This is a genomic window from Methanosarcina subterranea (assembly GCF_055385895.1).
Window position 1 is genome coordinate 1763173 of the sequence record NZ_AP042426.1, and the last position, 21088, is coordinate 1784260.

19 protein-coding genes are annotated in these 21088 nt (G+C 41.3%); 8 read left to right on the forward strand and 11 right to left on the reverse strand.

Annotated features, from left to right (window positions below; all coding sequences use genetic code 11):
- Nucleotides 1-240 precede the first annotated feature (240 nt).
- Nucleotides 241-1707, reverse strand: coding sequence for a sodium-dependent transporter (locus ACZ5A8_RS07810; protein WP_464533174.1), 1467 nt, complete (start codon nt 1705-1707; stop codon nt 241-243).
- A 560-nt stretch (nt 1708-2267) separates the two neighbouring features.
- Between ACZ5A8_RS07810 and ACZ5A8_RS07815 the strand changes: the two genes are divergently transcribed.
- Nucleotides 2268-3755, forward strand: coding sequence for a WD40 repeat domain-containing protein (locus ACZ5A8_RS07815; RefSeq protein WP_464533175.1), 1488 nt, complete (start codon nt 2268-2270; stop codon nt 3753-3755).
- Between the two features lie 65 nt (nt 3756-3820).
- Here the strand turns inward: ACZ5A8_RS07815 and ACZ5A8_RS07820 are convergent, their stop codons facing one another.
- Nucleotides 3821-4483, reverse strand: coding sequence for a TatD family nuclease-associated radical SAM protein (locus ACZ5A8_RS07820; protein ID WP_464533177.1), 663 nt, complete (start codon nt 4481-4483; stop codon nt 3821-3823).
- Nucleotides 4484-4933: 450 nt separating this feature from the next.
- Between ACZ5A8_RS07820 and rpl7ae the strand changes: the two genes are divergently transcribed.
- The 6 genes from rpl7ae (at nt 4934) to ACZ5A8_RS07850 (ending at nt 8733) form a co-directional block, all read left to right on the forward strand.
- Nucleotides 4934-5296, forward strand: a complete 363-nt coding sequence (gene rpl7ae, locus ACZ5A8_RS07825; protein WP_322225228.1) for a 50S ribosomal protein L7Ae — start codon at nt 4934-4936, stop codon at nt 5294-5296.
- Nucleotides 5297-5320: 24 nt separating this feature from the next.
- Nucleotides 5321-5542 (forward strand): 30S ribosomal protein S28e, encoded by a 222-nt coding sequence (locus tag ACZ5A8_RS07830; RefSeq protein ID WP_011034384.1) that lies wholly within the window; start codon nt 5321-5323, stop codon nt 5540-5542.
- Between the two features lie 21 nt (nt 5543-5563).
- Nucleotides 5564-5752 (forward strand): 50S ribosomal protein L24e, encoded by a 189-nt coding sequence (locus ACZ5A8_RS07835; protein ID WP_229391451.1) that lies wholly within the window; start codon nt 5564-5566, stop codon nt 5750-5752.
- A gap of 33 nt (nt 5753-5785) precedes the next feature.
- Nucleotides 5786-6235: a nucleoside-diphosphate kinase gene (ndk, locus tag ACZ5A8_RS07840; protein WP_322225229.1), complete on the forward strand. Its 450-nt coding sequence runs from the start codon at nt 5786-5788 to the stop codon at nt 6233-6235.
- 155 nt (nt 6236-6390) lie between these two features.
- The gene (infB, locus tag ACZ5A8_RS07845) at nt 6391-8166 is read left to right on the forward strand and encodes a translation initiation factor IF-2 (RefSeq protein WP_229391453.1); all 1776 of its coding nucleotides are present in this window, start codon (nt 6391-6393) and stop codon (nt 8164-8166) included.
- 150 nt (nt 8167-8316) lie between these two features.
- Nucleotides 8317-8733 (forward strand): 30S ribosomal protein S6e, encoded by a 417-nt coding sequence (locus tag ACZ5A8_RS07850; RefSeq protein WP_229391454.1) that lies wholly within the window; start codon nt 8317-8319, stop codon nt 8731-8733.
- 213 nt (nt 8734-8946) lie between these two features.
- On the opposite strand, the gene ACZ5A8_RS07855 is transcribed toward ACZ5A8_RS07850, so the two are convergent.
- The gene (locus ACZ5A8_RS07855) at nt 8947-9195 is read right to left on the reverse strand and encodes a potassium channel family protein (protein ID WP_464533181.1); all 249 of its coding nucleotides are present in this window, start codon (nt 9193-9195) and stop codon (nt 8947-8949) included.
- A 669-nt stretch (nt 9196-9864) separates the two neighbouring features.
- Here ACZ5A8_RS07855 and ACZ5A8_RS07860 point away from each other — a divergent pair.
- Nucleotides 9865-11493, forward strand: a complete 1629-nt coding sequence (locus ACZ5A8_RS07860) for an IS1634 family transposase (protein ID WP_464529695.1) — start codon at nt 9865-9867, stop codon at nt 11491-11493.
- A 281-nt stretch (nt 11494-11774) separates the two neighbouring features.
- Here ACZ5A8_RS07860 and ACZ5A8_RS07865 read toward each other — a convergent pair whose 3' ends face one another.
- The 8 genes from ACZ5A8_RS07865 to ACZ5A8_RS07900 all read right to left on the reverse strand — a co-directional run bounded on the left by ACZ5A8_RS07865 (nt 11775) and on the right by ACZ5A8_RS07900 (nt 20950).
- Nucleotides 11775-12539 (reverse strand): winged helix-turn-helix transcriptional regulator, encoded by a 765-nt coding sequence (locus ACZ5A8_RS07865; RefSeq protein WP_464533182.1) that lies wholly within the window; start codon nt 12537-12539, stop codon nt 11775-11777.
- A gap of 127 nt (nt 12540-12666) precedes the next feature.
- The gene (locus tag ACZ5A8_RS07870; protein ID WP_464533183.1) at nt 12667-13677 is read right to left on the reverse strand and encodes an ABC transporter ATP-binding protein; all 1011 of its coding nucleotides are present in this window, start codon (nt 13675-13677) and stop codon (nt 12667-12669) included.
- 2 nt (nt 13678-13679) lie between these two features.
- Nucleotides 13680-15257 carry a COG1470 family protein gene (locus tag ACZ5A8_RS07875; protein ID WP_464533185.1) on the reverse strand — a complete coding sequence of 526 codons (1578 nt, stop codon included), beginning with the start codon at nt 15255-15257 and terminating at the stop codon, nt 13680-13682.
- Complete coding sequence (locus tag ACZ5A8_RS07880; RefSeq protein ID WP_464533186.1) at nt 15250-16170, reverse strand: ABC transporter permease; 921 nt, start codon at nt 16168-16170, stop codon at nt 15250-15252. The genes ACZ5A8_RS07875 and ACZ5A8_RS07880 overlap by 8 nt, the downstream gene beginning before the upstream one ends.
- Before the next feature lie 12 nt (nt 16171-16182).
- Complete coding sequence (locus tag ACZ5A8_RS07885) at nt 16183-17073, reverse strand: ABC transporter permease (protein ID WP_464533187.1); 891 nt, start codon at nt 17071-17073, stop codon at nt 16183-16185.
- Nucleotides 17070-18842 carry a TolB family protein gene (locus ACZ5A8_RS07890; protein WP_464533189.1) on the reverse strand — a complete coding sequence of 591 codons (1773 nt, stop codon included), beginning with the start codon at nt 18840-18842 and terminating at the stop codon, nt 17070-17072. The genes ACZ5A8_RS07885 and ACZ5A8_RS07890 overlap by 4 nt, the downstream gene beginning before the upstream one ends.
- 195 nt (nt 18843-19037) lie before the next feature.
- Nucleotides 19038-19493 carry a hypothetical protein gene (locus ACZ5A8_RS07895; RefSeq protein ID WP_464533191.1) on the reverse strand — a complete coding sequence of 152 codons (456 nt, stop codon included), beginning with the start codon at nt 19491-19493 and terminating at the stop codon, nt 19038-19040.
- 692 nt (nt 19494-20185) lie between these two features.
- A complete protein-coding gene (locus tag ACZ5A8_RS07900; protein WP_011034360.1) occupies nt 20186-20950 on the reverse strand; it encodes a winged helix-turn-helix transcriptional regulator in 765 nt (254 codons plus the stop codon).
- Nucleotides 20951-21088: the final 138 nt, after the last annotated feature.

A 21088-nucleotide genomic window follows, 5' to 3' on the forward strand; every position in this document is an offset into this window, starting at 1 on the left:
GACAGGTGTTTTCATTTCTTTGTGCCTGTTATTCGGAGAATTTCATGTGCGTTTATGGATTATAGCAGTGAGCTTTGCTCAAGAGGACTGAATTATTGATATTTCGAACCCATAAAACCTATTTGCCATATAGAGCCGTTCTTGTCACGCTCGATGAAGGAGAGAGGCCTTTCCCAAGAAGAAGAAAAAAAGAGGAAAAAATAGAAACTAAAAACAATGCCGCCTGTTAAGAGTGTTATTTTACTCAATTTCCTTTTCAATAAAAGACATAAAGAAAGACATAATAATTCCAAGGACAATAATTCCGGCTCCGACCATTATAGCTGCAGGGTCATAGCCTCCGTAAGGTGCAGCAAGGTTTGACCGGGTTTCTTTGTAGACAATATAAAGCAGGACAGCCGGAATTATCATTTTTATGCAAATATCCCACCAGATTCCGGCTCTGATATCAGAATAAGCGTTAGCCCATTCTCTTATTTTATCTGCACCATAGATCCAGCCGATTGCCACGGTTTCGAGGATGCCCACTATAATCAGCCCATAGGTATTGATAAAGTGGTCTATGATATCAAGCCAGTAAATTCCCGCTCTGGTTGCATAGATAAGGCTGAAGAGCAGCCCAAAACCGATGGTAAGATCAACTGCCTTGCTTCTTTTCATCTCAAACTTGTCCATTATTGCTGAGGCAAAAGCTTCCACAAGAGAGATGAGAGAAGAAAGTGCAGCAATGACTATGCACAGGAAAAAAGCAACTGCAGTAAGGGTTTTTAATCCAGGGAGCATATTAAGGGCTTCTGGCAGCACTACAAAGACAAGGCCTATGCTCTGTGCCACTACTTCTTCAATTCCAAGCCCTTTGGCATAAGCCATATATCCGAGAGTCCCGAAAACCGCAAAACCCATAATGAAACTGAAGGCTCCGTCTGCCAGGCTGATAATGAAGGCGTTGTTTACAATATCACTCTTTTTCGGAAGATAACTTGAATAAGTAATCATTATTGCCATGCCAAGGCCCAGGCTGTAAAAGGCCTGTCCGTAAGCTGCCTGCCAGACCTTTATGTCCGTAAGTTTGCTGAAGTCCGGCTTCAGGTACCATTCTATTCCGTTAATCGAGCCTTCGAGGGTTATTGCTCTTAGTACAAGCACAATTAGAAGAATCCAGAGAAGAGGCATGAAGATCCTGCTTGACTTCTCGATTCCTGCCTGCACACCTTTTTTTTCAATCACCCACACAATCAGCCATGTCATCAGCAGCCCTATGAGGACAGGGTAGGAGAAGCTTCCCAGATTCCAGGGAGAATCAGACACGTGTAATAATTCGTTATTGAAAAAAGATCCCGTATCCGAGCCCCACCCAAGGGTGAAAGCTTTTACCAGGTATACAAAACTCCAGCCTACTATGACAGAGTAATATGTCGTGATAATAAAGCTGGCAATTACACCCCACCAGCCCATCCATTCAAAACTTTTCTTTGCCCGCTTAAGTGCTATTGGAGCTGAACCCAGAAACTTGCTTCCAAGCCCGAACTCTAGGATCAGAAGAGGAATTCCTGCAGTCAAAAGAGCAATCAGATATGGGATCAGGAAGGCCCCTCCTCCATTTTCATACGCTATGTAGCTGAACCTCCAGATATTCCCAAGACCTACTGCAGACCCTATTGCTGCAAGAATAAATCCGGTTCTGGTGTTCCAAACTTCTCTTGTCACTAAAAATCACATCCCATAATCCGTTTTTGTTTCCTGCATCCGGAATAGTTCGGGTGAAAAACAGACTAAATCCGATAAAATAACTGCAAATTAGTTAGGAAGCCCTTATTTGTCCAGCAGATTTCCAGCTATCCAATAAATATAGGTTTAATTCCTTATTTAACCCCTAACTACTTTTTTAGATACAAATCAGGTAACTCCTTTTTTCAGAATTTCGCAATTTCTTCTGCCATACAAGGCAAATATCATATAGAGCAAATACTTACTTACATAACCAGGCCAATATATGTTCAGTATTAATTTGTCAGTATTAATTTGTCAGTATTAATTTTCCGTGCTAATTTTTCAGTGTTAGTTTGTCGGCGTTAATTTGTCAGTATTTTATTTCTAAACATTTCAATATTAACAATACTGATAATATGTTTAGAATTTAATTATTATTGTTCATTCTGGCTGCAATCTTGACTGAATAAATTCCCTGAACTTTCCCCGGCAGGCACACTGTAACAAAAAATTCATGTGCAATAAAGTACTTCATTATAAATTATATGAGGCATTCATTGGAAATAAGGTTATTTTTGTCACTTGGTCTGTTTTTCTGCTTTATTTCAGGAGCGGAAGCTGCAGGCCCTCTTGTTCAGGATAGTGGGAATGCGGACCTTTCGGAACTTAAGGCTTTTGACCTGTTATACAAATATGAGACCGGGTGTATAGTAAATACCGTATCAATGTCTTCAACGAGGAACTATATTGTAGCCGGGGGGTTTGATCACAAAATTTACTATTATAATTCCAAAGGGACACAACTTTGGAATTATACTACAGGAGATATTATATATACAGTATCGCTTTCTTCAGATGGGTCTCGAGTTGCGGCAGGAAGCAATGATAAAAAAGTGTATCTTTTTAACCGGGAAGGAGATCTGCTATGGAGCCGCAAAACAGGAGGCAATCTCAATAGCGTAGCGGTTTCTTCCGACGGTCGGTACATTGCGGCAGGCAGCGAAGACGGTAAGATTTACTTCTTAGACGGGGAAGGTAAACTTTTATGGAGTTTTGATTCAGGGAACGCCGTCCGAAGTGTTGCTATCTCCAGAGATGGGTCTTACGTGGTAATCGGAAGTGCTAATAATTACGTCTACCTCCTTGACAGGGAGGGAAAAACGCACTGGGGAAAAAAGACCGGAAGCCTGATCAATAGCGTAAGCATGACTCCGAATGCTTACTATGTGGCTGCCGGAGGATCCAATTACAATGTTTACCTTTTTGACCGTAAAGGGGAATTCTCGTGGATACACAACCCGGGTTACTGGGTCAGCAGCGTTTCTTTAACAAACAACGGCTCACATCTTGTGGCAGGAAGTTTTGACGACAAGGTTTACCTGTTCAATCGCACCGGAGAAAAACTATGGGATTACAAAGTAAAAGACGACGTCTATGCTGTAGAAATATCCACAGACTCCTCATTCATTGCAGCCGGAAGCTGGGACGATAACCTCTATGTCCTCAATATGGGCGGGGAAGAACTATGGAATTACAGCTGCGGAGGGAATATTAACAGCCTGGATGTTTCTCGCGACAGCTCAACCATTGCTGTTGGTAGTGATGCAGGAGCAGTATATATTTTTGAACGAAATTCCACAGCTTTTGCACTGCTTTTCGGAGACGAAAGCTTTTTGCCAAAAGAAAAGGTCAGGGAAACAGATGCTGCTCTTGCAGTAAAAGTTATTCTGCCTATAAAAGAAGATACTGCAATTACGGGGGGAATTGAAAATCAGGTCGAAAACGCTTCAGCTACCTCAAACAGCGCAGCTGAAAATACCAGAACTGAAGAAGACTCGGGTTTAGTTGAGTTACCTTCTGAAGAGAGTTCTTTAAAGGTTCTGGAAATATTTGATTCGATAAAGTTTCCTTTTGCTCTCCTGATCGGAGCTCTGGCAGGTACAGCCTTCTTCTTGAAAAGAAGAAGCCTCAAACAACAGGAAATGGATGATAACCTGGAAGATTTTGAAGACCTTGAAGAAAACAACTCATCCGAGAATAACTGAGAAAATCTGGGATGCGAGGATGCGAGGATGCGAGGATGCGAGGATGCCCGGATTTTCATCCGGGTTCATTTAACTTTTCCCCCGATTTCTTTACTTGCAGCCTCGGATAGTGTTCTTATATGGAACTCCGAACCGAGTTCTTCTGAAACCTTTCTGCATTTTTCCACATCAATCTCGGGGATCTTGACCACTGTAACTCTTATGGAAATCCCAGCTTTTTTTGCTCTCTTTACAAAATCAAGCACTACTTTGTAAGCATTTTTGTGGACAGGTCTGCAAAGTTTATTATATTTTTCTTCGGATTCTGCATTAAGGCTGACTGAAATCGAATCCATGCCTGCGTTTTTCAGTTCAGAAACTACATCCAGTCCAGGATTAATCAATGCAGCATGCCCGTTAGTGTCAAGCCTTACTCTCATACCCCGGTTTTTAAGCCAGCGGGTAACTGTCAGCACCACATCGAACCTGAGGGTAGGCTCTCCAAGACCTGTGAACACTATTTCCCTGTAGTTTGAAAGGTCCAGCCCTTCAAGGGCTTCGATTATCTCTTCTGTTGACGGTTCTTTTGAAAGCCTCAGGTCGTACCCATAAACACCGTCTGCAAAGTTGCGGATGCAGAAGACACAGTCTGCACTGCAGCGGTTTGTAAGGTTAAGGTAAAGATTATTATGGGCTTCATAGTAGATTGTGTTCATACGAATCAAAATTCTTACATTCCTTATAACCATGACGCATTTATCGTTTTTTACTCCAATTTTTACTCTGCCTTCTACTACTTTTTATTCTACTTTATGCTCTACCCTGTACTCTACTTTCTACTATACTTTCCACTCCACCTTTTACTCCTCTACTTTGCTCTCTTCTTTAGCTTAATATCCGGCTCAGACGCAGGGTTTCTCTTATATTTTCTTATTCTTCTGCTTTTTGTTGATTTATTTCGGTTTACAGGTTGTTGCCCTCCTTATCAAGCAGAAAGTTTATAGGTGATTATGTACTTGTAAGGTTCAATCTGCAGCATTTAGCTAGCAGTATCTATGTTTCAACTCATTTACTTTCCGCATTGAAGCATTTCAGGTTCTTTTTCTAGGAATTTGAATCTCCAATGTTGACAGATATGTGTTAAAAACCTATGATTGATGAAAAATTGCGATATCCGCAATTTCGAAGGAGAAACTTAAATGGCACAATTCGCTAAATTCGATGTTCCTGAAGAACTCATAAACAAAGCACTTGAAGCTCTGGAACTTGCCAGAGACACTGGAAAGATTAAAAAGGGCACAAATGAAGCTACCAAAGCAATCGAAAGAGGCAATGCAAAGCTTGTCCTGATTGCCGAAGATATCGAGCCTGCAGAGATTGTTGCTCATATCGGCCCTCTTTCCGAAGAGAAGAAAGCTCCTTACATCTTTATCAAGAACCAGAGAGATCTTGGTGCAGCCAGCGGACTTGGTGTCTCCTGTGCGACCGTGGCAATTGTAGATGCAGGAAAAGCAGCTGAAATGATCCAGGACATTTCTCAGAAACTTGAAGCTCTTAAATAATCCTGATAACATGGGGTGCTGATTATGGCTGAAGAAAGCACAACCGGCGGCTTCGCTGCCGAAGTCATTGACGTTATTGGGAACACAGGTATGCATGGTGAAGCCAGCCAGATCCAGTGTAGGGTTCTGGAAGGCAGAGACAAGGGTCGTGTAATCACAAGGAACTGTGTGGGCCCTGTCCGTATCGGTGACATTCTGATGCTTCTGGAAACGTCAAGAGAAGCAAAGAAACTGACTACCAGGTAAAAAGGTACGCGGTGAAAATAAATGGAACAGAGGAAATGCTATTTTTGCGGACAGATGCTGGAGCCTGGTACCGGTAAGCTCTACGTCAAAAAAGACGGCTCTACCTACTTCATGTGCTCCTCCAAGTGCATGAGCAACTTCGCCCTTGGCAGGCTTCCGCGCCGCACCGAGTGGACTGAGAAAGGCAAAATCCAGTTGAAAAAAGCATAATGCCGTATTAGTTCAACACAGAAGGTGTGCAATATGGAACAGACATACGTTATGGTGAAACCTGACGGAGTCCAGCGCGGTCTGGTCGGAGAGGTTATTTCCAGAATCGAAAAGAGAGGCTTAAAGATTGTCGCTCTCAGAATGAATGTTATTGCCGAAGCCACTGCAAAAGAACACTATGGTGAACATGCAGCACGGCCCTTTTTCCCTTCCCTTATCGAGTTCATCACTTCCGGCCCCTCAGTCTCAATGGTAGTTGCCGGAAAGGATGCAGTTAAGGTTATGAGAGCAGTAAACGGGGCTACAAACCCTGTGGATGCTGCTCCGGGAACTATCCGTGGGGACTTTGCTCTGGACGTAGGCAGGAACATTGTTCACGCATCCGATTCACCCGAAGCTGCAGCAAGGGAAATTGCAATTCACTTCAAGGACTCCGAAATCAGTAAGTATTCCAGAGTCGATGAGGTCTGTCTGTACGAGTAATGCAGGTGCTTCAAAGTCTTTTCGTGTACCTGATTTTTTCGGCACGATTCCAGGACTTTGTTTATCAGGCGCCTGCAAAATGGGTCCTTCCGGGGAAACCCGGGCCCTTCTGGACCTGCAGCAAATAAGACGCGGGAATGAGAGAGGTTTTGTATATGACCGACAAGAAAAATCTACGGACTCCTATAGTCTGCGTGATGGGGCACGTTGACCACGGGAAAACTACTCTGCTTGACAAGATCAGGGGTACTGCAATTGTTAGCGGAGAAGCCGGGGCTATCACTCAGCATATCGGAGCAACCGAAGTCCCTATAGACGTGATTGTCAATAAGCTCGGAGACCCAAGGCTCAGGGACCGCTTTATGGTGCCAGGGCTGCTTTTTATTGATACTCCGGGACACCATGCCTTTACAACCCTCAGGAGCAGAGGAGGCGCACTTGCCGACCTTGCAATTGTTGTTGTTGATATAAACGAAGGCTTTAAACCCCAGACCCACGAGAGTTTGCAGATATTAAAAAGGTTCAAGACTCCTTTTGTTGTCGTCGCCAATAAGATCGACAGGATAGGCGGCTGGGTTTCACAGAAAGATATGCCTTTTGCAGCTACCTTCAAAAAGCAGTCCGGTGATGTCCAGGCACGGGTTGAGACAAAGCTCTACGAGGTAATAGGTGAACTCTATAACCAGGGCTTTGCCGCAGAACGTTATGACCGGGTTACAAACTTCCAGAAAACTCTGGGCGTAGTCCCTGTAAGTGCTGTTACAGGAGAAGGTATCCCTGATGTCCTTATGGTGCTTTTAGGCCTTGCCCAGAAATTCCTTGAGGCAAATTTGCAGTACAATGCTAAAGGCCCGGGTGTAGGGACAGTCCTTGAAGTAAAGGAAGAAAAAGGCCTCGGAGCAACCCTTGATGTTATCCTCTATGACGGCACATTAAAGAAAGGAGATACGGTTGTTATCGGAAGCCTGGGCGAGCCTATCCAGACAAAGGTAAGGGCTCTTTTAAAGCCAAGGGAACTTTCTGAAATCCGTTATGAGAGCAAGTTCCAGCAGGTGAATAAAATCACTGCTGCGGCTGGTGTGAAGATCTCTGCTCCGGGTCTGGAAGGCGCACTTGCAGGCTCTCCCATAAGGGTTGCGACGGAAGAAACCCTTGAGGACATCGTAGCCCAGGTAAAGTCCGAGATCGATGAGGTCAGGATTGATACGGGTTCAGTCGGGATCATGATTAAAGCAGATACCCTCGGCTCCCTTGAAGCCCTTGTCCATGAATTCCAGAAAGATGAGGTCCCTATCAGGAAAGCTGAAGTCGGAGACATCTCCCACAGGGACGCGGTTGAGGCTTCAACTGTTGAAGACCCCCTTTACTCGGTGCTTATAGGTTTCAATGTTAAGATTCACCCTGATGCCAGAGATTTCCTGCAGGAAAGCAACGTAAAGGTACTCACAAGTGACGTGATCTACCGCCTGATTGAAGATTACCAGAAATATGTAAAGGAACAGCAGGAACTGGCTGAAAAGAAGATTTTCGAAACGATAATTCGTCCGGGAAAGTTTAAAATCCTTCCAGGATGCGTTTTCCGGCAGAGCAAACCTGCCGTCGTCGGGGTAAGGGTGCTTGGCGGAGTCGTGCGGACAAACGCAGATGTCATGCTTGAAAACGGAACCGTCGTGGGCAAAATAAAGGGACTGCAGTCCGAAGGGGAAAATATTCCTTCTGCAAAGGTGGGCAAAGAAGTTGCGATGGCAATTGACGGTGCAACCGTAGGCAGGCAGATCAAAGAAGGAGACGTGCTCTATATTAACGTGCCTGAAAGGCATGCTAAGGTTCTTGAGCACGAAATCTACGATTCCCTTTCAACCGATGAAAAGGAAACTTTTGATATTTTCCTCGGACTCAAAAGAAAAGATAATCCTTTCTGGGCAAAGTAAAGGCTGATATGCAGGGCAGCGGTATAATTCACAGCTAGAAGGGACTCAATTAAAGAGTCAGGTAAAAAGTCAGGTACAGATCAGGTAAAACCCGGATAAAAAAAGGCAAGGCAAAGATTATTACAGATAAATCTGATTGGAGGATTTCACATGGCAAATTTTAAAGTTGTAGTTTCTGACCCAAAAGAAGCGCGTGCTTACCAGATCGACATTAAGGATGCTGAAGCAAACGCATTAATTGGAAAATCAATCGGTGACGTTGTTGACGGTGCCATTTTCGGGCTCGCCGGCTACAAAGTCAAGATCACTGGCGGCTGCGACGGCAGCGGTTTTGTTATGAAACCGGACCTTCCAGGCCCCAGAAGACAGAGAATTCTGCTGGCAGTAGGTGTCGGCTATGTTCCCAAACTTCCGGGACAGCGCAGGAGAAAGATGATGCGCGGCAAGGAAATTGCTCACGACATCGTCCAGGTAAACGCCAAAGTCGTTGAATACGGAAGCAAGTCCATAAGAGCCCTTCTCGGCCTCGAAACCGCAGCCGCAGAAGAAGCTCCGGCAACAGAGTAATTTCAAGTTCCGCCTTCGGGCGGGATTTAATATACTCTTCGTTTTTCTTTTATTTGATTCTTTTTTGCAGATTTCTTTTTGCATCACATTCCATTTTACGGGTTTATTGATTTTCTTTCAGAGACGTTAGAGTTTTTACCTTGAGCATAGCAAAACTCTGGCTTCTCACTTTTAATCACCCTGAGTACATTTAAGCTTAGAAGAAAAGGACTTTCAGTCAAACTCCCGGTTTTTCCCAAAGAACACTTTATATAACAATTTACAAATCTCAGCTATTACAACAATAAGCGGCACTATTATAATGCAGGATCCTAATATCCTGATAACCGAAGCCACCAATCTACCGATATCTGTTTGCGGAACCACATCTCCATATCCCACAGTTAGAAGTGTTGTGATAGCCCGGTAGATACTCAGGAATATACTGGCAAAACCACCAGTTTCTCCTTCTATAAAGCACATAAGAATACCTAAGATTATTGTTAAGCTTAGGATAACAAACAGAAATAAAACCAATTTAAGGCAAATCTCATCTAAGGTTCTCGTAAAACGCCTGCTGAAAATTTTAATCACCAACAACCAGTAATACACTAAATATGATCGCAACGCATAGGATTTGCTTGGAATAAAGTTTATCGAGAGTGGTATTATCGATGGTTAGGAGATAAACTCTTATAAACAAAATAGAACTTCTTTCTATAAAGCTTCTATCAGTAGACTGCTTTAGAAGCAGGCGAGTAAAAGAGTCATGAAATAGACTATTTGAATCTAAAAAACTGCACTTCAAAGATCTCAGGTTAAAATATGTTACTCAAGAGGCAGGATCAGGCAAGCCCTGAATATTCTCAAGACTAACATTATCATGCCTCCGAGTATACATTGGGTTCAAATTTGCTCAGGAGGTATATTTGAACTCCATAGTTATTTCTAACATACTCAATATAAACTATAAGGTTTTTAGACACATCATCAAACAATCAGAATGAATACTTAAATTATGATTGCGTTTTTCAGCAATAATACTGAATATGACAAGTTGTTTGATACTTTGAGAAGATCATATATCCTGCTTTCGGCAGGTAAACCTATAAATTAATATCATTAATTTTATATCTCTTTCTTGGTTATCCCATGGCAGAGAAAAACAGTAGTAGAAGAGTTGAATCCTCCTTAAAACGTACACGGTTCTTAGGTCACCTAGGTCTTATGGCTGGAGTTTTCCGAGAACTTGAAGTTGACAAACTGATCGATGAGAAACTTCCCAAAGAACGGAATCATAATGTTCCTCACTCAGTCTGCATCCTTGCCATGGTACTCAATGGTCTAGGTTTCATAGGGCAACGTCTGTACCTGTTTCCTGATTTTTTCAAAAACATTTCTACTGAAAGGCTTTTTGGAGACGGTATAACAAAAGAAGACCTGAATCAATATGCTATCGGAGAGACTCTTGACAAAATCGTAAAATATGGCCCTACAAAACTGTTTACGGAAATTACCCTTCACATTATGGCTCGTCTACCTATTCCTGTTCACTGTTTACACTCTGACACTACAAGTGTCAGCGTTTATGGTGATTATGAAGACGAAGAAACTGAGTCTATTGATATTACTTTTGGAATTCCCAAAAACGGAAGATGGGACCTCAAACAATTTGTACTGAGCTTGATTGTTAATCAGCATGGAATACCTCTTTTCATGAACACACATTCAGGAAATGCTTCCGACAAAAACACAATTCTGGATGCAATAACGTCTCTCAAATCAGTTTTAAGACCTGAAAGCAAAGTGTACTATGTCGCTGATAGTTCCTTTTACACAGACAATAATATCCAGAATATCGGAAAATCATTCTGGATCAGTCGTGTTCCTGCAACAATTTCCGAGGCAAAGGAACTGCTAACTGCAAATCTGAACCTGAAAACGCTAAAAAGTGATGAGAGGTACTCTTTTTATCAAACCTTTGTGGAATATGGCGGAGTCAAACAAAAGTGGGTTTTGCTGCTTTCTCACAAGATGAAGGAGAAGAAAGAGAAAACTCTCAGGACGAAACTTGACAAAGAGGTTGAAAAAGCAGAGAAGGCTTTTAAAAAGCTGAAAGGAGAGGACTTCTTCTGCGAAGAGGATGCATCAAAAGCTGCAGAGAAATGGATTAAAGAATTCCCTTCTATTGTTTTTGAAAAAGTTGATTTGAAATCCATTAAAAAACGTGAATCAGGTAAAAGAGGCAGACCTTCTAAAGATGAGGAATTAAAGACTTATTTCAGGATTGATGGAAGCATAAAGGTTAATGATGCTTTTGTTTTGAATGAAATGGAGAAAATGGGACTTTTCATTCTTGCGAGTAATGATATCACTCTTTCTCCGGGAGAGATGCTGAAGTATTACAAAGGACAGGACAATGTAGAAAAAGGATTCCGATTCTTGAAAAGTGATACATTTAGCATATCGAAAGTCTACCTAAAGAATAAAAGCAGAATTGAAGCACTGGCTATGACAATGGTTCTCTGCTTAATGATTTATTCAATTGCAGAATGGAAATTAAGGACAAAATTAGAGGAAGAAAATGAAACGGTTCCAGATCAAAAAGGAAAGCCAACAAAAAGACCTACGATGAGATGGATATTTGTCAATTTCCAGGGAATTACAGAACTTATTTCTCAGAAAGAAGGTGAAGTAAATTCAGAAATACTGAATATGGAGGATCTTCACTGGAAGATATTGGGTCTCATGGGAGAGAAATATGAAAATATCTATCTCTAATTACGTTAACCTGCCGAATGTAGGATATATGGGTACGAAAAATAGTGCCATATGAAGGCATTTTGATTTTTAGGTCTGAGATCTGATTATTTAGAGGAAAAATAGGTGTTAAACTATATTAATGAAAATTATGAATGAAGATTGTATCCAATTTATGGGAGAGATCGGAATATGAGCCGAGGAGAATCTGGTGCTTAATTATCTGGTGATTAATTATCTGGTGATTAATAAAAAACATGGGATTTAAAATGCCTTTATTTGTTTGAGCCTGTCAAAGAATTTCATATACGTTTTTCGAGTGCATCCCGATAAACAGGATTTATGCTGTATATTGTACTCCTTCCCATTTTATTTTCTTCAATAAGATCTAAATCTTTTAATTGTTTCATATACCAGGTAACTGTACCTTTGGAAATTCCTGTTGTCCGGGCAAGATCCCTATTGGTGTTGCATTCTTCTTCTAATATCTTAGAAATTATCTTGCGGGTCATCTCATTTTGAAGGACTGAAATAACCAGTTTTTCTTTTTCACCGTATGTGGAATTGTTCTGGAAATATCGGACTTTTCCGCGATCACTGTGAGTTTCAACCATATTTTCTGTCTCAAGAATATTGAGATGATAGCGCAGAGTCCCACGATTCAGGTCCATGTAATTTGCAATCTCACTGATACAGGTCCCGGGACTGGCTTTGATAAAGGCATATATATTCTTTCTCTTCAGAACTCCAATAGCATTTGAATGGTCTGCTACTCGAAATCCGAGTATTGCGAAAAGAAACTTTGCAGGAAGGAACAGTATGTCTACTATCGACAGGATCTGCATGATAGCCAGCCAGAGCAGGAACTGCCAGTAGACTGTAAAGTCCCTGGCTACTGTTACTTTTTCTCCCGCCCTGGATACTCCAAATTCATCACCTGGTGCTGGGCTTACGATATATTCCGTAGCTCCGGCTGCCATTATTAAAAATAAAGAGAAAAAGCAAAGAAGATAGATTCTCCTGTAATTAATGCAGCTGAGCGCTAAACGTGTAATCTTCAGTTCCACAACGAGCTCCCCATAGATTTTTAACTTAAAGGTTTTCTTCGTTAAATATTTCAGGAGCTGTCCTTTGACGCATTTCCAAACTCCGACCAAGACTAATTAAAATAGTAAAAATCTCTCTTTAAGATTTTTATGCTCCTTCAATAATTTTAAGGAATAGTTTCTGCAGATTCATTTCTTCTTCCTCGAACATGGATATCGTGCCACCTGCTTTCTTGACAGCTTTTGCAATCTCTGTACGGAGCTTCGTTTTCGCATGCACATGCAGAGTTCCGTCCTGAATTTCAAGAGCGGTCACACCCTCTACATTTTTCACGGCTTCTGCAGCTTCAGAAGGGGGAATATCCTGAACTTCAAGCAAATAATGCACGCCCTCCTTTACCCTTACAATATCCCGCATATCCTCCACAGATCCGACTGCAAGCAGTTTTCCTCTTGCAATTATTGCTATGCGGTCGCAGATCTCCTCGACCTCTTCCATGGAATGTGAACTCAGAAAAACTGTAACTCCTTTGCTTCGGTTAAGGTCTTTTATAAGATCCCTCATCATCTGAGCTCCAAGGGGATCGATGCCGCTTGTCGGCTCATCAAGGAAAAGAACTGAAGGCTCATTGATCAGAGCCTGGGCAAGCCCGAAGCGCTTGCGCATGCCTGTGGAAAAACCGCCTGTTTTCTGGTCGATGGCACGGGTAAGGCCCACGGTTTCAAGTAAATTTACAATCCGTCTTTCCCTGACTTCGGGTTCGATATCATAAAGTTTTGCATAAAAGCGAAGGTTCTGCCTTGCAGTGAGGTTGTCATAAAAACCGGCAGGCTCGGGAAGAACGCCTGTTGTTTCCCTTATGTTTATTACCTCGCGGACAATATCAAAACCTGCAACTTTCCCGTTTCCTTCACTTGGTTCAAGCAAACCGATAAGCATTTTCATAGTTGTGGTCTTACCAGCCCCGTTCGGGCCCACAAAGCCGAATACCTCTCCTTTTCTTACCTGCAGGTTCAGGTTGTCTACTGCACGTATTTGATTCTCCTTCCCGAAAATTTTACTCAAATGAATGGTTTCTATTGCGAAGTTATCTGTTTTCTGTATAATCTCATTTTGTTCCAATTCTATGCCTATTGATTCCATACTCATTGATTCCATGTTTACCGCCTTCCGAATTTACGTACTACAAAAACAAGCACAAGGACTGCAAATCCAAGCATTGCTATGCCGAGAAGTCCGCTACTTGCTGATTTTTCCACATTCACCTTGATACTTTTCTCAGAGCTCACCAGGTCGTCACTCTTTGCCCGTATAAAAATTTCCTTAACACCGGAGCCGGCATTGGCATTTGCAGTTATCTCTACAGAGACGCTTCTGGACTCTCCTGCTTCCAGCTCATCTATCGTTCCGAAACCCTGAATCTGCGCACTGATCCCATTTGCCTCATTAATTTCAAGAGTAACATCTTCCAGATCTTCGTCTCCTCTGTTTTCAATATTAACCCGGACTTCAGAAGAGCCGCCCGGATTCAGTGTCAATTCGCTGGGATTTGAATTGACTTTGAGAAGTTCCTCATTTTCGATGTCGTTGTTAATGCCTACCTCAAGCTGCCGGGTAACTTTTTTATCCCCGCTCACCGCTGCTATTATTACCGGATAAAGTCCACTTGTAGCGTTTTGAGAAGGCTTGACCTTTACTGTAAATTCCTGTTCTTCTCCCGCAGGAAGCATCAGGGAAGCAAGCCTTCCTTCCTTGTCTTCCTCGGTAAGAAATTCGGCTTTCCATCCTTCAGGTAAGCTTAAGACTTCAAGTTTCAGCTTAAGCGGTTGATCATACCGGTTTTTCAAAGAAACCGCAAATTCCGCAGTTTTTTCAGGCCGAATATCAAATCCCATTATGTTGGAGTTCAGCTCTACGTACGCACTTAAATCTTCATCACGGGAAAGTTCAGGGTTTATGCTAACGCTGAGCGGCAAAAATACACTCTGATTTCCTTTTTCCGGGCATGCTGCTATCAAAATTTCATAATCTCCTTTTGTTGCGTTGAGTGGAGGATTTACGAGAATTTTAAACTCCTGACTTCCGTCTCCAGGAACTCCTAATCTCGTAATTCTGGCTCCGTCAGTGGAAAGCAGGTCAACTCCCCACTCCTCGGGTTTCGAAACCAGAAAAATCCGAAAGTTTGCTCTACTATCATATTTATTTTCTACAAAAGCCCCGAAACTGACAGGAATCCCGGGATGGGTCTTTTTTCCAGGGATATCAGAATAAATCTCTAGGTTAGGCATTGCAGCCCTGTCAACCGTTACTGCAAATTCCCGAAAGATTGTATCAGAATTTGAAATATATTCCCCGTAGGGCTTCAGACCTATTTTGATAGGATATTCCCCGTCCTTTGCATTTTCAGGAACTCTGATTTTAAGGATCAACTCCTTTTCACCAGCCTCTTTGGGCAGAGTTATGTGACTGACCTGGCTACCGTCGGCATAGATGCCTGCAGTCCAGTTTTCAGGCACTTTACTTATGAAAAGCATGACCGATGTGCTCTTTGAGGTATTATACCCTTTTTCCACGGCAAAGCTGAACTCTACAAGGTCCCCAGGTCTTGCAACCTTGCCACTGATGTCGTTCCCAACCGTGACCTGAGCGAAGTCAGCTCCGGCCGGAAGAGACATGAGAGAGAGTAGTGTGAGTATTATCAACACGATTGGGAGGAACTTCTCTCTTATATCAAGCACTTATATCCTCCCTCAAAAATTTCAGATATGCAGCTATCAGGAGGATTAGAGGAGCTGTGAACAGGACTGCAAGATTTGTCCAGAATTCTTTTAGCCACTGAGCTAGAGTAAAACGGATGTCCAGAATTCCATCTATATTTACTCCTCCATATCCTCCTCCTCCCGCTCCCCATCCAAGACCTGTCTTTCCAGTACTCAGTTCTGCATAATGGTGCATTGGGGACAAAGCCGAAAGACTGTCAGTTATGTCCAGGCCTCCAGCACTTACTGGCAATACAGGTTCAAGAGAATAACGTAAAAAGGTAAGTATCCAGGTAAACATAATGCTAAGAGTTAACCAGATAACAATATTATAGACAATTGAGTCCGTAGCTTCTCGAACAAAGGTAGAGCAAAAAAGTCCTATGCCAAAAAACACTAAGGTGTAAAGGAAAGTAAGAATAAACCAGAATGCAACTCTGCTTAATTCTATCGAACTTACTTTTGCTCCCAAAAGGAGAATAATCGTTCCTAAAGAAATTCCACTTGAGACCAGCATTACTACCAGAAGAAGAAGTACGGCTCCAAGCATTTTTCCAAGAATTATTGTGTCCCTAAATATGGGATGTGTTAACAAAACGTTCAAAGATGCCGACTTTCGTTCCTTTATCACGCTATCAAAGCTTAAGGCGATACCTACAAGTGGGCTGAACCAGGCCATTATCAACGAAGTACTGTAAAACCCCTCAAGAACTGCTGATGGAGGGATTTTTCCTATTTGACTAAATTGTTCTATCAAAAGAATTTCTCTATAGGTGACTGCGAACACTGCCAGTACGAAAGTTCCGAGTAAAGATAAAAAAATAGGGCTCCAAAGCTTGTCCGCAAATTCTTTTTTGGCAATTATCAGAGCTTTTTCGAAATCACAATTCATCTGTTGCCCACCTCATATATCTCTTCTGAGAAATGCTACATACGAAAGTATAAACATCAGTGCAGGTATGCCTGTCAGTACCATCAGATTTGTCCAGTAATCCGCAAACCATGTTCCAAGCCCGACTCTAGTATCAAAAATTCCTCTAGTTTCCTTACCAGAGGATATTCCAAAACTTCCATAACTTACACGGACTCCAGTTACAGCTTCAGCATAATAACTTGCAGGAGAAAGTTTTTGTAAGTCTTCACTCATGGTCATGGCCTCTTCATTATGCCCGAGGTTAACTATTGATTCTCCGGTTATGAGAGATGAGGAAACGGTAACTATGGCTCCGAAGATCAAAATCAGATTTATCCACACTACAAGCCCGGAGATAAAAGAGCCCTCCGAACTCTTTGAAATAATCGAAATTAACAGGCTGAAAGCAAAAAAACCTGAAAGGTATAAAAAAGTGAGAAAAGAAAAGATAAGGATTCGATTCAGTTCAGAAAGGCCAACATCTATCCCTGTTAATATCAGGAGAGTACCTATTGAAGCGACGACCGAAATAAAAACTACAAGAGTAAGAGTTCCAAGACCTCCTATGATTTTTCCACTTATAATATTATCTCGGAAAACGGGATGTGTCAGCAATGTATTCAATGATTTCGAATTTTTTTCCCTAACTACCGAATCAAAGCCAAGGGCAAGCCCTAGTATGGGGATAAATAGCGTTATTACCTGGGCAACATCAAGAAAGCCGAATTCAAAGATATTGTGCCCGTTTTTTCCCGATACAACACTCATTGAAACAATCATCAACGTGAAGATCCCAAGTAACATTCTGAAACCAGGGCTATACAGGTGGTCTGCGAATTCTTTCTGGGCGATAACTTCGATATTTCTCATGTCTGCCTTCATAGAGAATTCCCCCTGCGGATGAAAAAAAGAAGGAACAGGACGGCAGTAATTCCCCTGAACCCCGGAACCTGAAATTCGGGCCTTGAATCTTCCTCTTTTCCAGAATCAGGAGATGTTTCCGAAACTACGGATTTTTCCGGAGATGCAGAAGAGTTTTTTTCCACGATAAGGACTTTACTTGCGGGTCTGTATCCTGCTTTGCTGGCATTTATCACATATTTTCCTTCAGCAGGACAGCTGTAGTTCAGAAAGCCTGAGCTGTTGGTAAAACCAATTTCTTGTTCATCAAGGGTTAGCAAAGCATCTGCAACAGGTTCCGACATGCAGCGAACTCTTAGCTGGCAGTCTTCTTCTACAGGTGTCAGGAAATCAATTGAGAGAGGGTCTTTGTATCCTTCGAGTTTTATTATGAATAGCCCTGTGAACCCATATTGAGATACAAGCAGTCTGCTGCCGTCAGGACTCCAGCCTTCAAGAAACCTACCATCTTCAGCAAGCTTTATTTTTGTCGATCCATCCGGGCTTGCAACAAAAACAGAACCTGATGAAACAAAACTGATAAAGTCTCCTGAAGGGTGCCATTCATAATCCGTTATCGTAGACGCGATAAGACTTTTTTCGCTTCCATCGGGGTTTATTGTATAAAGGTCATCGTCCTGTGTAAAAGCTATTTTATCTCCTTTCGGGCTCCAGCTAGGTTTGAAGATAACATACCCTGGAAACTCTTGAAGCGCTTTTACATTTTTTCCTATCGAGTCTGCCAGAAATATAGTGACTCCGTTAGCGTTTACAGTACTAAAAATTAGACTTTTTCCATCTGGGCTAAAACTAAAACCATCTTCATTTCTGGAAAAATATTCTGTTGAAAGTTGAAATCTATCCGTCCCATCGACCTTAATTGAACAGAGACTGAAATTTTCATCAAAATAGAATACTCTGCTGTCATCAGGACTCCATGCAACCAATCCTCCGTAATTTGCAAGTCTTTTATTCTCAGTTCCATTTTCGTTTATTATCCAGAGACCAGTTTCTTCGTCCTTGTTCGGGCCAGTAACACTATATGCTATTTTTTTGCCATCATTGCTCCAGAGTGTGGTCCCTACACAATTAGATATATCTGTAAGCTGCTGGAGCACATAACCATCCGGATCAAGTAAATATAATTGATAATTTAGAGGATCGTGATCCATCAATATGAGGGCCTTTGTCCCTTCTGGATTCCACATGAAGTTTTCTTGCCATTCGAGATCCTGAATATTTTCTCTCATTTCATCAACTGTTGTATAATTACATTTGCCTGCTGTCTTGATTAGTGTTTTATCTGGGTCTGCAAGCACGTAAAAGTACCTTACATCGGAAATAAAAGCATAGATTCCAATTCGATTTCCATCTGGACTCCAGGATGTCATGCCCAGAGTCAGGGATTCTTCATTCGTATTGTTTGGAGTTGATGCGAGTTCTCGAATTCCGCTTCCATCTGCATTCAATATATATGTTGCATGAAGGGTGACTCCTCTCTGAGGGTTGATTGATTCTCCTACTTCTAGTCTACTGCCGTCAGGACTCCATGAACCTCCAATTACAGGTTGTTCTTTGAGATTGGTTCCCGAGGATATCATAAGTTTGTCAAAATAAGGTTTCACTATTTGTGATATGGACGTAATTTTTTCAACGCCCACACTAAGATTTTCAGATGAAGCTGCAAGACCTGTGGATATGCTTGAAATGAGCAGGATTAAGAGTAAGCTTACTTTCAGTATTTTTGGCATATAATCCCTTTAAATATAAAATTTATTATTGTTCAGCTGTTCTCATATCTTAAAAAATAAAAAAGGAAAAGTAAATTTTATATTCTGGGTCTGAATCATTGAAAACCGAAAGTGCTAGAATCATTCAATACTCTTAAATACGTATATGTACTCGCTTTTTCGGAAATGATCAATAACTCAGGGACCGACCAATTTTTAACTTGTTCTTCTAATTGCGAAAAATTGGTAATCATTGTGAGGCACCAAATTATGGTTTCCAAATTTAACATAAACTGGAGAGGCCGTCAAAGAACCTCTTGCAGAGAAGTACGCTTTTTTGCCATATTGCACTACTAGACTTCCATCTGGATTCTCTGCTCTATAATAAACATAAGCATTGTATGCATCAGCGTCCAACAAAATGTCTATATAATTCCCTGCATTGACATTAGCTTTGACCCAATCTATATCGCTTCCTGTATTGATGTTTGCATGGTAAATGTCAGATGCTCCATAGGGAAAATCTATGAAATTTTGAGCTGGAATTCCAGACTTCAAGTTGGGTAAATCGTTCGGTTCCAAATATATGTCATCTACTGCTGCAGCCAGGCCTGTGAAGGTTCCCAGTAGCAACAACACAACAATCGTTGATTTTATGCTTTTTGCTATCATTGATTTTACCTCTTTTATTTTTGTTTAAGAGGCAAGAAACAAACTTTAAAATAACTTTAAAGTCATCTACTTCTTGCCTTCGGGTACGCAGGATTCAGAATTGGTCTCAAACTTTGCTGAATCCTGCAGGACATTCCCACTTTCTAGAAAATCATAATCCTTTAAAAGTTTTATGTGTAAACTCTCAAACAATCAGGCATAAGAGAAGAATACAAATCTGAAATAAATTAACAGAAAAATAGTTTGAGAGCTTACACAGAAGCTATAAATAATGTTACTTACAGCCTGTCGATTTGTGTCTGCGTCTTCGATGCTTGGACATTCCTTTTAGGAAAAAATAGCAATATTTTTTAAGACATTACATTTCTCTATAGTGAGAATTAAGTAAGACTGAATTCTACAAGATTTTCTAGCCTTGCAATATTGCTACTAACTACTTTTTTAGTTATAAAATAGGAAAAATTAACTTCAAAGGTAAAGTCATAAAACACTGATCAGTTAAAGGGAATGTCATTCTATTACTGAAATCATAACAAGATTCAATTTCCTATTCCAAAAAGAAGGTAGTTTTGGGGTTTAAAAGATGATGAATTGAAAAACAAAAGTATTCTGACATAAAAAAGATGGCAGTAAATTGCGGTTAACTTTTCTAGATCCTTTTTGTATGTAACATATGCAGAGCAATTAAATATTTACTTGTATCTTTCTATCAGGTTTTTGTACGAAATGTTTATTTTATAGATTATACTTCTTCCTCTTTTTGTTTCCTTTATAAGGCCTATTTCCTTAAGGTTTTTCATATACCAGCTAATCGTACCCCTTGAGACTCCAATTTCACGCGCAAGCTCCACGTTTGTATTGCATTTACCATTTAATATTTCTGAGATTATCCTTTGATTCGTTATGCTTTGAGAAGCCACAAGAACTTTCTTTTCTCTTTCACCATACATGGAGTTATTCTGGAAATACCTTATTTTTCCACTGTCTTTATAAACATCAATTTTTTTTTGAGTTTCCAGAATTTGTATGTGATACTTAACCGTTCCCCTGTTCAAGCCCATACTTTTCGCAATATCACTAAAACAGACTCCAGGATTAGCTTTAATATAGGCATAAATGCTATCCCGGGCAGGATTGTCAAGTACGTTTACTCCATCTACAATTCGGAACCCGAGTATTGCGAAAATAAGCTTTGCAGGGTTCAGCAGTATATCTATTATCGATAATACGTGCATCAGGGCCAGCCACAGGAGGAACTGCCAGTAAACTGTAAAGTCCTTAAGTTCTATTACTTCTTCTCCATTAATTGAAGCTCCAGATTGATCGCTCGGAAAAGGACTTACAGTATATTCGGTAGCCTCGGCTGTTGTTGCTAGAATAAAAAATAGTAAACAGATGATAAGCTTTTTTTCAAGCTTAGTGCTGGTAAAGATTAAATGTGTAGTCCTCGGTTCCACTAACCGATTCCCCATAAACCTTGAACTCCCAGCTTCCCTATTCTACATACCCCTGGGAAGGGTCGATACTGAAATGTATCCTGCCATTTACGCTTCCATCAGAATTATCACGGTAGGGTCCCAAGTTACTTCCCGATG

What these genes read in the sequence shown, in the direction of transcription:
- ACZ5A8_RS07835 (WP_229391451.1), top strand. Translation starts at nt 5,564, where the DNA reads ATGGAACAGAGGAAATGCTATTTTTGCGGACAGATGCTGGAGCCTGGT.
- infB (WP_229391453.1), top strand. Translation starts at nt 6,391, where the DNA reads ATGACCGACAAGAAAAATCTACGGACTCCTATAGTCTGCGTGATGGGG.
- ACZ5A8_RS07895 (WP_464533191.1), bottom strand. Translation starts at nt 19,493, where the DNA reads ATGATAGCAAAAAGCATAAAATCAACGATTGTTGTGTTGTTGCTACTG.
- ACZ5A8_RS07830 (WP_011034384.1), top strand. Translation starts at nt 5,321, where the DNA reads ATGGCTGAAGAAAGCACAACCGGCGGCTTCGCTGCCGAAGTCATTGAC.
- ndk (WP_322225229.1), top strand. Translation starts at nt 5,786, where the DNA reads ATGGAACAGACATACGTTATGGTGAAACCTGACGGAGTCCAGCGCGGT.
- ACZ5A8_RS07880 (WP_464533186.1), bottom strand. Translation starts at nt 16,170, where the DNA reads ATGAATTGTGATTTCGAAAAAGCTCTGATAATTGCCAAAAAAGAATTT.
- ACZ5A8_RS07890 (WP_464533189.1), bottom strand. Translation starts at nt 18,842, where the DNA reads ATGCCAAAAATACTGAAAGTAAGCTTACTCTTAATCCTGCTCATTTCA.
- ACZ5A8_RS07820 (WP_464533177.1), bottom strand. Translation starts at nt 4,483, where the DNA reads ATGGTTATAAGGAATGTAAGAATTTTGATTCGTATGAACACAATCTAC.
- ACZ5A8_RS07885 (WP_464533187.1), bottom strand. Translation starts at nt 17,073, where the DNA reads ATGAAGGCAGACATGAGAAATATCGAAGTTATCGCCCAGAAAGAATTC.
- rpl7ae (WP_322225228.1), top strand. Translation starts at nt 4,934, where the DNA reads ATGGCACAATTCGCTAAATTCGATGTTCCTGAAGAACTCATAAACAAA.
- ACZ5A8_RS07860 (WP_464529695.1), top strand. Translation starts at nt 9,865, where the DNA reads ATGGCAGAGAAAAACAGTAGTAGAAGAGTTGAATCCTCCTTAAAACGT.
- ACZ5A8_RS07850 (WP_229391454.1), top strand. Translation starts at nt 8,317, where the DNA reads ATGGCAAATTTTAAAGTTGTAGTTTCTGACCCAAAAGAAGCGCGTGCT.
- ACZ5A8_RS07855 (WP_464533181.1), bottom strand. Translation starts at nt 9,195, where the DNA reads ATGTGCTTTATAGAAGGAGAAACTGGTGGTTTTGCCAGTATATTCCTG.
- ACZ5A8_RS07870 (WP_464533183.1), bottom strand. Translation starts at nt 13,677, where the DNA reads ATGGAATCAATGAGTATGGAATCAATAGGCATAGAATTGGAACAAAAT.